Genomic DNA, 8,844 nt, shown 5'->3' with positions numbered 1-8,844 from the left:
CCTTTTTAACAGCTTCTAGCATAAATTTAAAACCGCCTAAAAGATTGTTAACCTTATTGATATCATCTATAGCATTTTGCAGAGTTACTTCATCAAGCGTAGGGTCATCCATCCATTCTGGATCAGTATTGCGCTGGTGATCATGATATTTAATATTAGATAGGTTTCCCATGGGTGCTTTTTATAATCGTTGATAAGAGAAATGGAAATCTACGTAGCAACCACAAACCGAACCTTGTATAAGAACGATGCAGCAGGATTCCCTGCAGGATGCGACCTATTTTTAAACGTTTCTGGAAGGTTTTTTTCCAAGTCACAGTATAATTTTCTAAGGCTTCTGTTCTGGTAATTTGATTTTTTAAAAATGGTAGTAATTCTTCATAAGCAATTTTGGCACTATGAATAGCCATCGCCATTCCATTACCGCATAAGGGATGTATCAAGCCAGCGGTATCGCCCAGCATAACTATATGATTCTCTACAGGTTTTTTCTTCTCAAAAGATATTTGAGATATAGTAATAGGTTGTTCCCATACTGGTTGCGCTTTATTCAAAAACACATTTAAAAACTTATTTCTTGCAAGTACTTCATTATTAAAGTCGGTCACATTCTTGTGCTTTTTGAAAGAATCATAACTCGCTAGATAACATAGATTTACATGACCATTTTCTACTTTAGAAACTCCAGCATAGCCACCTTCAAAATTGTGCAATTCTACTAACTTTTCATCCATCTCGTACTGATAATGCATTTTGACCGCTAGCCATGGCGATTTTTGTTGAATAAAGTCTCTTTCTAACCTTTTATCAAGCAAGGACCTTTTCCCGGTAGCCATTAAAAACTGTTTACATCTCAATTCTTGATTAGTAGTTCTCACTAAAAATGCAGAAGCTTCAAAACTCACCTCTAGGACTTTATCTTGTAAAAACGTAGCTTTTTCTATCGCTTTTTGATACAACAAATGATCTATGTGGTAACGAGAAATTCCCTTGCCGCCTTGTGGCAACTTACAGGATAAGGGTTTGTGGTTTAATGCCGTAAATTGAAGTTTATCAAGATTAATAGAACTTTCCTTATCGAGATCTATACCTAGAGTTTTAAGAAAGTCTATAACTTCATTACTTAAATATTCACCACACATTTTATGACGCGGATATGCATCTGGATCGATAAATAGAACGTTGTGTTCTCTAGAAAATAAAATTGCCGCTGTCAGACCTGAGAGTCCGCCACCGGCAATTATTATATCGTATTGTTTTTGCACTATCCAAAGATAGTCACTGAAATTTCAAAATGGGCTGTACTAATTACTTATCTCTAAATTTTCTCTTCTGAATCATCTTTAAAACTAGATAAATAACTAATAAAGAAGAAAATAGGGTAAACAATGTTATTGCTGTAGGCATTAGAGAACCACCTTCTGGATTGGGACCAAAAAAAACTAAAAATGCAAAAATGATAGTTAATGCCCAGAGTACGTAACGGAAATTATCCGCTTCATCCATAAATTTCATAATTTCATAATATTAAGTTTACTCAGGGGAATCCAAAAATATGATTTTAAAATACTAATTCTTAATAATCAAGCAGTTTTTTTAATTTTTCAAATAGTTTATTAATGGGTAGGTAATTATTTTCCAGTCCTTTTTCAAATGGAATAGGCGTGTCGATACTACCTAATCTCATAACCGGAGCATCTAGAAATTCAAAACACTCTTCACTTATAAAAGCTGCAATATCACTGATAACGCTGCCTGTGAGATTATCTTCTGTAACTAGTAAAACTTTCCCTGTTTTTTTAACAGAGTTCACAATAGCCTCTTTATCTAATGGTATTAAAGTCCTTAAATCAATAAGATCGATGTTTAATTGCTCTTTATCGATTAATTGCTTGACCCAATGTACTCCTGCACCAAAAGTTACCACAGTAGCCTGATTTCCTTCACAAATGGTAAACGCTTTACCTAACTCGATATTGTAATACCCATCAGAAACATGGTTATAAATAGACCTGTATAATGCCTTATGTTCAAAAAACAATACTGGATTAGGGTCTTCTATTGCTGCTATAAGTAATCCTTTTGCATCTGCTGGAGAAGATGGGTAAACTATTTTAAGACCTGGCACGGTATAGAACCAGGACTCATTTGTTTGAGAATGAAAAGGTCCTGCTCCTACTCCGGCTCCACATGGCATTCTTATGACGACATCTGCTTTTTGATTCCAGCGGTAATAAGATTTTGCCAGATAATTAACTATAGGATTAAAACCACTGCTTACAAAGTCGGCAAATTGCATTTCTACTACCGCTTTCATTCCAGCGATACTTAGTCCCATACCTGCTTCTACAATGGCGCTTTCACAAATAGGTGTGTTTCTTACACGTTCTTTACCGTACTTTGCTACAAAACCATCGGTAATTTTAAACACACCACCATATTCTGCAACGTCTTGCCCCATGATTACCAGGTCATCGTACTTGTCCATGGCTTCTTCAAGACCGTCTTTTATAGCGTCTATTACACGTATATTTTGAGTAGATGTTTCGGCTTCAACATGTTTATGAATGTGTGGAGCAAAGACATCTTCAAGTTCTTGTTGAGGTGTAGTTTGAGGTAACGCTTTCGCGAAAGCGAGATCCAAACCATCATTGATCTCCTTCTTAAATTCTTCTTTCCATTGAGCAACTTGATCGCTGGTAATGATTTTATCATCTAACAAATATTGCTCAAAACGAGTTAAGGGATCTCTCTGTTCCCAATATTCCATCAACTCATCTGGAACGTATTTTGTGCCACTCGCCTCTTCATGACCTCGTCTTCTAAAGGTCTTGAACTCTATTAAAACTGGATGCGGATTTTCTCTAATATCATTTAAAATAGCCGATACTTTTGTGTAGACCTCTATAATGTTGTTACCATCAATAATGTGCGACTCCATGCCATAACCCAGCGCACGATCTGCAAGGTTTTCACAGTTATACTGCTCTGACGTAGGAGTGCTCAAACCGTAACCGTTGTTTTCTATACAAAACAGCACAGGTAAACTCCACACGCTTGCTACGTTTAATGCCTCGTGAAAGTCACCTTCACTTGTTCCTCCTTCGCCGGTAAAAACAGCTGTAGCACGACCGGTATTTTTTAGTTTTTGAGCAAGAGCTATACCATCTGCCACGCCCAATTGTGGTCCTAGATGCGAGATCATCCCAACAATTTTATACTCTTGTGTACCAAAATGAAAGCTGCGATCACGACCTTTAGTAAAACCGGCTGCTTTTCCTTGCCATTGCGCAAACAACTTCCATAGCGGTATTTCTCTAGTGGTAAAAACACCTAAATTTCTATGCATAGGTAAAATGTACTCTTCCTTATGCATTGCAGCGGTAACTCCTACTGCTATAGCCTCTTGACCTATACCAGCAAACCATTTAGAAATGCGACCTTGACGCAAGAGAATGAGCATTTTCTCTTCTATTGATCTAGGCAAAAGCATCTTTTTATATAAATCTACCAGCACTTCTTTTTCTAAAGAATTGCTGTATAATTTTTTAAAATCTGTAGGACTACTATCTATCATAAATATGGACTGTATACCAAATGTAACATAATCTAGGCTCTTAATTAACGCCTGCTACTACTTACTCGCTTTCATTTACTAACTTTGTATTAACATACATAGTCTATGAAAAAACTACTTCTTTTACTTTTACTACTGGTCACCACATTTGCTCAATGTCAGATTAAAGAAGCTGATTCTCTGTCATTTCATAAAGAGGTGCCTTTTAAATATTCTTCATTAATATTACCTGTAGGATTAGTTTCTTATGGAATTGTAGGAATTAAAAACGACCCTATAAGACAATGGGATCGCGATATAAGAAGTGCGTTGCGACCTGATGGTGTGAAAATAGGGATAGATGACTACTCTGTAGTAGCGCCTATTCTTACGGCATATACATTAGATTTTGCCGGTGTTAAAGGAAGAAACAACCTCCTTGATAAAAGCCTTATTCTAGGAACCTCTTCCCTGTTTATGTATTCTAGCGTGCGTTTAATTAAAAATAACACATCAGTTAGGCGACCTAGTGGAAGGTCTGTGAGTAGTTTTCCTTCTGGACATACAGCTTTATCCTTTATGGCAGCCGAATTTTTACACCAAGAATACGGTCATGTATCGCCCTGGTATAGTATTGCTGGTTATACGGTGGCTACTGCTACTGGGTTTTTGCGTATTTATAATGATAAACACTGGTTCAGTGACGTGCTTGCCGGCGCTGGAATAGGTATTTTATCAACAAAAATAGGATACTGGCTTTATCCTTTCATAAAGAATGTTATCTTTAATAATAATATCAAAGAATCTCAAGTACATTTGCAAATAGCACCGCTGTATAACGGCAATGAGCTGTTGCTTGCAACCTCATTAAGATTCTAAATTAAAAATTATATTGTAGTACCATGACTAATATACCTAGCGTAGATCTCGCAGATTTTTTAAGCGACGATCCTAAAAGAAAAGAAAAGTTTATAAATGAGATAGGTTCGGCTTATGAAGATATAGGTTTCGTAGCTTTAAAAAACCACTTCTTATCTGACGAGTTAGTAGAACAACTATACTCTGAAGTAGAAAAGTTTTTCCAGCTTCCTAAGGAAACTAAGTTAGGCTATGAGCGAGAAGATCTAGGCGGCCAGCGCGGTTATGTGTCCTTCGGTAAAGAACATGCCAAAGGTAAAAAAGAAGGAGATTTAAAAGAGTTCTGGCACTTTGGTCAGGAAGTAGCGCCAGATGTTACCATAGATGATGAGTATCCAGATAATGTGATCGTTAAAGAATTACCAGAATTTAACGCTACAGGTATGAAAGCCTATAGAATGTTAGAAAAAACTGGTATTTACGTGTTACGTGCACTGGCACTTCACATAGGGATTGATGAGCATTACTTTGACCACTGGGCAAGTAATGGTAATTCTATTCTAAGACCTATTCACTATCCACCTATCACGTCAGAGCCAGATAATGCTGTACGAGCCGGCGCACATGGTGATATCAATTTAATTACTTTATTAATGGGTGCGAGTGCTCCAGGACTACAAGTACAGAATCGTGCTGGTGAGTGGATTGATGCTATCGCACAAGAAGATGAGCTGGTAATTAACGTAGGAGACATGTTACAACGTCATACTAATAATAAATTGCGCTCTACCATTCACAGAGTGGTGAATCCGCCACGAGAATTATGGCACACCAGCCGCTATTCCATTCCTTTTTTCTTGCATCCACGTAGTGATATGAAACTGGACTGTCTAGAAGAATGTATTGATGCAAATCATCCTAAACAATATGAAGACATTACTGCTGGAGAATTTTTACACCAGCGACTTGTTGAGATAGGACTTATAAAAAAGTAAAACAACGCATCGGTAAACGATACTGGTATAGTTTATCCGTTCCACTATAATAAATGTGAAGCCTGCTATAGATTCATTATAGCAGGCTTTTTAATGGTTGCTGGTTACGCTTTCGCGAAAGCGAGATCAATACTCACCAATAGTATAAGTTTATCATTACAGCAAGTACATTTTATTACTTAACTGTGTATGGTGTTTTCATACACTATCCATACACTATCTATACTTTATCTATTACGTATCTATGGAGTAATTGCAATTGCGCTATCCAGCCTTTCTTGATGCATTCTTGAAGTGAAGTAATTTGCCAAATCGCAACTACTAAGAAGTCCTTTAATCCTGTTTTCAAATTCTTAATTTTAAGTGAAATAGGTAAGTGAAATAGGAATGAATTTATAAAATAAGTGAATAGTATATTAAAAAAGATAATGTTAATGGAGTAGCATAACAAGATGATATAACTAACACGATCTCACCTTAGCACTACTCGATTATCTATAGTTATATGGAAATTATTAAAACGGGATAAAGACTACAGAAATATGCGTTTATCCCGGTAATTTATACGGGATAAAGAGTATATTTGGGAAGATATAACAAGTTACCTGTAATTATGAAACCAACTTTAGAACTTCCTATAACATTACGTCCACCAGAATTGGATGAAGTTCCTATGAATTCTTCAGTTAAGGAACGATTGGAATTACGGAAAACAGCAAAAATCGTAGAAGGATTCAAAATTCTACCAAAAGACAATAATCCTGAACACGAAGAATTAGCATTTAATTTTTACGCAGAAATTAATATTGACAACTCAAGACTTTGGAGTTTAATACTTGAATTGAGCAAGCAAATGCCAGATGAAATTTCACTGATTTTTAATCATTCAGATTGTGAACCTGAATATGGAAAATACTCTGACAAAAATCAAACTCTCGAATTTCTCGCCAAATATGAGACTGAAATTATTTCAGATACGTTTATCGATATTGGAATGATTTTTCACTCGGATTCTGAATTGATTGAAATTTTCGTTCCCGAATCCAAATACATAAAATTTTGGGGAGTTGACCAAGAATCATTTCTTAAATCAATGAATAAGTATGACCTGAAAGAAATTGACGGAATTGAATTTGTGGATGAATATCCAAAAGTCAGAGAACCCTTAAGGTTGTTTAATGAAACTACAACTGACTCAAACGAGCTGATTGAATTATTAAGAACAAATTTTAAAATAAAATAACTACAGGTAACAATGGCTATAAATAATTGCTTGTTCTCGCCTACTTCTGAAAATCCTCGCGGATTTTCAGTTTGGTGCGTACTTGCAAAGTTAATTGCTAACCCACGCAACTACTCATAGCCGAGACCGTTAGCTACAATATGAAAAGAGCTCGCAGAAATAATCAAAAACGGAATCGATATTCGATTTTATTCCCAATTTTGACAATTGTCGGAATCGGAATTATTACTGCATTTGTGAGCAATTATGAACCGAATTGGAGTTATAACTGGAACGGAATTAGAACAGAAATCAAAGACTCTATTCAAGTTGCGGAATTGCGTGGAATTACAAGTGGAGTTGGCGGAATGGGAGTTTCAACAAAAAATGAAGTTGACCGAAGAAGATGGATTATGAGAAACGCAACGGAATCTGAACTTCTAAACCTGACTGAATATCCAAATGGGACTGTAAAAGCGATTGCATATGAGGGACTTTTAAGAAAAAGAGAATTTGCCAATAGAACTGAATTGACCTTGAGAGCAATTAAAGATACAACATATCTTGTCGACTATCAATCAGGTTGTATTGGTTGGAATAGAGAAATCGGAGAATATTTGGTTCAAGATGTGCTAATGATTGATGACCAAATCCCACCATTTCCACCTGAAATGCAAACTGAATTTGGACTGACAGAAATAGACAAAGAAAAAATATTATCGGAATACAAAAAACGTCCGAAAAGGGAATATTAAAAAAATACTGTAGCTAACAACGGCTATAGTTCATTACGGCTGAAATTCCTATTCGGAATTTCGAGCCTTTTTGCTAAATTTATGGTTACGGCGGAATGATACTCGCGTACCATTCCGTAACGAAACCATAGCCCAAACCGTTGTGCATAATTTAACCAAAACCTCAAAATGCCATTTCCAATAGACGAAAAATATATAAAAGAAACGGAAAACGAATTGAAAATAGAATTCCCTATTGAATTTAAAAACCGAATGAAAAAATCAAATGGCGGAGAATTAATTACAGAGGAATTTGAATTTGAACTTTATCCATTTTTTGACAAATCTGACAGAAAAAGAATAAGTCGGACTTGTAATCATATTGGACTTGAAACGAAAAACGCTCGAGAATGGATTGGATTTCCTGAAAATGGAATCGCAATTGGTTCAGACGGATTTGGAAACCAAATAATCTTAATTCATAACGGAAATGGAATTTTAACTGACGAAATCCACTTCTGGAATCACGAAATGGGAAAAACAAAAAAAATAGCGGAATCAATAACCGAACTTGATGAATAAAATAGAAATAGAAGGCTCTTACATTCAATATGCAGGAGGTTACGATAAAGAAAATATTGTTGAATCCGATTTTCTAAAAGCCTTAAAAGATTTAGAACAAATGGATGATGAACACGGAGCATTTTGGATTGGAGTTTATGGAGCCGAAACAGATGAATTTGTTTTAGAATTACATAAAAGTTTGACTTTATTTGGAAATTTTAGTGAAAACGAAAATTATAAAATTCAACTCAAAAGTTTAGAAGCCTCTAAAGAGTATTTTAATTTACTATTGAGCGGAATGATAGAAAAGTTAAAAGAGAAATTAAAAACTATGCACAACAACGTGTAAAAATAATTGCTTGGTACTTGCCTACTTGGAAAATCCTGCGGATTTTCCTCTGGTTCGTTCCATTTTTAGTAAGTTAGTTGCTTAAACACGCAACTATCCTTACACAAAACCGTTGCCATTCATTGGCGGAACGTACTCAAAACTAAATTTAAACTAATGAAAAAAAACAATTTACCCTTAATTTTAATTATTGTAAGCTTTATGTTAATAATATTAAATTTCATTTTCACATCAGACGAAATGAATTCAGGATTTTGGTTGAGAATTACTGGAAGTGTTTTATTAATTATAGCAATGGCTCTAACAATTCGAGATAGAAAAAAACGAAATAATAACGCTGAATGAAAATAAAAGATGAATTGAAAAACTAAAACCGAATTGTGTGTGGAATTTAGCAAGTTGTGTAATTGCTCACTAAAATCTGAATTAAAAATATTTCGGAATTTAAGCAAGTTTGCGGAATCGAAAACTGCGGAATTTACTCAAATGCTGAAAAACGGAAAACGGAATTTAGCGAAATAATAAAAAAACGAATTGATTACGGAATTGTTCACTCAATCGGAATT

The 8,844-nt window shown here is 35.3% G+C and carries 10 protein-coding genes; 6 read left to right on the top strand and 4 right to left on the bottom strand.

Features of this window, described 5'->3' with window-relative positions:
• Nucleotides 1-155: 155 nt before the first annotated feature.
• The 3 genes from A9Q93_RS02995 to A9Q93_RS02985 all read right to left on the bottom strand — a co-directional run bounded on the left by A9Q93_RS02995 (nucleotide 156) and on the right by A9Q93_RS02985 (nucleotide 3,577).
• The gene (locus A9Q93_RS02995) at nucleotides 156-1,265 is read right to left on the bottom strand and encodes an NAD(P)/FAD-dependent oxidoreductase (protein WP_303685898.1); all 1,110 of its coding nucleotides are present in this window, start codon (nucleotides 1,263-1,265) and stop codon (nucleotides 156-158) included.
• Between the two features lie 43 nt (nucleotides 1,266-1,308).
• Nucleotides 1,309-1,506 carry a hypothetical protein gene (locus A9Q93_RS02990; protein ID WP_303685897.1) on the bottom strand — a complete coding sequence of 66 codons (198 nt, stop codon included), beginning with the start codon at nucleotides 1,504-1,506 and terminating at the stop codon, nucleotides 1,309-1,311.
• A 70-nt stretch (nucleotides 1,507-1,576) separates the two neighbouring features.
• The gene (locus A9Q93_RS02985; RefSeq protein WP_303685896.1) at nucleotides 1,577-3,577 is read right to left on the bottom strand and encodes a dehydrogenase E1 component subunit alpha/beta; all 2,001 of its coding nucleotides are present in this window, start codon (nucleotides 3,575-3,577) and stop codon (nucleotides 1,577-1,579) included.
• 105 nt (nucleotides 3,578-3,682) lie between these two features.
• On the opposite strand from A9Q93_RS02985, the gene A9Q93_RS02980 reads away from it, so the two are divergent.
• Both A9Q93_RS02980 and A9Q93_RS02975 read left to right on the top strand, forming a co-directional pair.
• A complete protein-coding gene (locus A9Q93_RS02980; RefSeq protein WP_303685895.1) occupies nucleotides 3,683-4,435 on the top strand; it encodes a phosphatase PAP2 family protein in 753 nt (250 codons plus the stop codon).
• A 23-nt stretch (nucleotides 4,436-4,458) separates the two neighbouring features.
• Entirely contained in the window at nucleotides 4,459-5,409 is a 951-nt protein-coding gene (locus A9Q93_RS02975) for an isopenicillin N synthase family oxygenase (RefSeq protein WP_303685894.1), read from the top strand.
• Nucleotides 5,410-5,629: 220 nt separating this feature from the next.
• On the opposite strand, the gene A9Q93_RS02970 is transcribed toward A9Q93_RS02975, so the two are convergent.
• The gene (locus tag A9Q93_RS02970) at nucleotides 5,630-5,758 is read right to left on the bottom strand and encodes a hypothetical protein (RefSeq protein WP_303685893.1); all 129 of its coding nucleotides are present in this window, start codon (nucleotides 5,756-5,758) and stop codon (nucleotides 5,630-5,632) included.
• Nucleotides 5,759-6,022: 264 nt separating this feature from the next.
• Between A9Q93_RS02970 and A9Q93_RS02965 the strand changes: the two genes are divergently transcribed.
• From A9Q93_RS02965 to A9Q93_RS02950, 4 genes are all read left to right on the top strand, one after another.
• A complete protein-coding gene (locus A9Q93_RS02965) occupies nucleotides 6,023-6,652 on the top strand; it encodes a hypothetical protein (RefSeq protein WP_303685892.1) in 630 nt (209 codons plus the stop codon).
• Nucleotides 6,653-6,792: 140 nt separating this feature from the next.
• Nucleotides 6,793-7,386: a hypothetical protein gene (locus A9Q93_RS02960; protein ID WP_303685891.1), complete on the top strand. Its 594-nt coding sequence runs from the start codon at nucleotides 6,793-6,795 to the stop codon at nucleotides 7,384-7,386.
• Between the two features lie 168 nt (nucleotides 7,387-7,554).
• Nucleotides 7,555-7,947: an SMI1/KNR4 family protein gene (locus tag A9Q93_RS02955; protein WP_303685890.1), complete on the top strand. Its 393-nt coding sequence runs from the start codon at nucleotides 7,555-7,557 to the stop codon at nucleotides 7,945-7,947.
• A complete protein-coding gene (locus tag A9Q93_RS02950; RefSeq protein ID WP_303685889.1) occupies nucleotides 7,940-8,278 on the top strand; it encodes a hypothetical protein in 339 nt (112 codons plus the stop codon). Before A9Q93_RS02955 ends, A9Q93_RS02950 begins: the two co-directional genes overlap by 8 nt.
• Nucleotides 8,279-8,844: the final 566 nt, after the last annotated feature.

Origin of the sequence: Nonlabens dokdonensis (assembly GCF_002162835.1) — a bacterium.
Taxonomy (GTDB): Bacteria; Bacteroidota; Bacteroidia; order Flavobacteriales; family Flavobacteriaceae; genus Nonlabens; species Nonlabens dokdonensis_B.
This window is presented reverse-complemented; position numbering and strand designations above follow the sequence as displayed.

Excerpts from the sequence above, each read along its gene's own strand:
- A9Q93_RS02955 (WP_303685890.1), top strand. The coding sequence starts at position 7,555 with ATGCCATTTCCAATAGACGAAAAATATATAAAAGAAACGGAAAACGAA.
- A9Q93_RS02975 (WP_303685894.1), top strand. The coding sequence starts at position 4,459 with ATGACTAATATACCTAGCGTAGATCTCGCAGATTTTTTAAGCGACGAT.
- A9Q93_RS02960 (WP_303685891.1), top strand. The coding sequence starts at position 6,793 with ATGAAAAGAGCTCGCAGAAATAATCAAAAACGGAATCGATATTCGATT.
- A9Q93_RS02990 (WP_303685897.1), bottom strand. The coding sequence starts at position 1,506 with ATGGATGAAGCGGATAATTTCCGTTACGTACTCTGGGCATTAACTATC.
- A9Q93_RS02980 (WP_303685895.1), top strand. The coding sequence starts at position 3,683 with ATGAAAAAACTACTTCTTTTACTTTTACTACTGGTCACCACATTTGCT.
- A9Q93_RS02950 (WP_303685889.1), top strand. The coding sequence starts at position 7,940 with ATGAATAAAATAGAAATAGAAGGCTCTTACATTCAATATGCAGGAGGT.
- A9Q93_RS02965 (WP_303685892.1), top strand. The coding sequence starts at position 6,023 with ATGAAACCAACTTTAGAACTTCCTATAACATTACGTCCACCAGAATTG.
- A9Q93_RS02985 (WP_303685896.1), bottom strand. The coding sequence starts at position 3,577 with ATGATAGATAGTAGTCCTACAGATTTTAAAAAATTATACAGCAATTCT.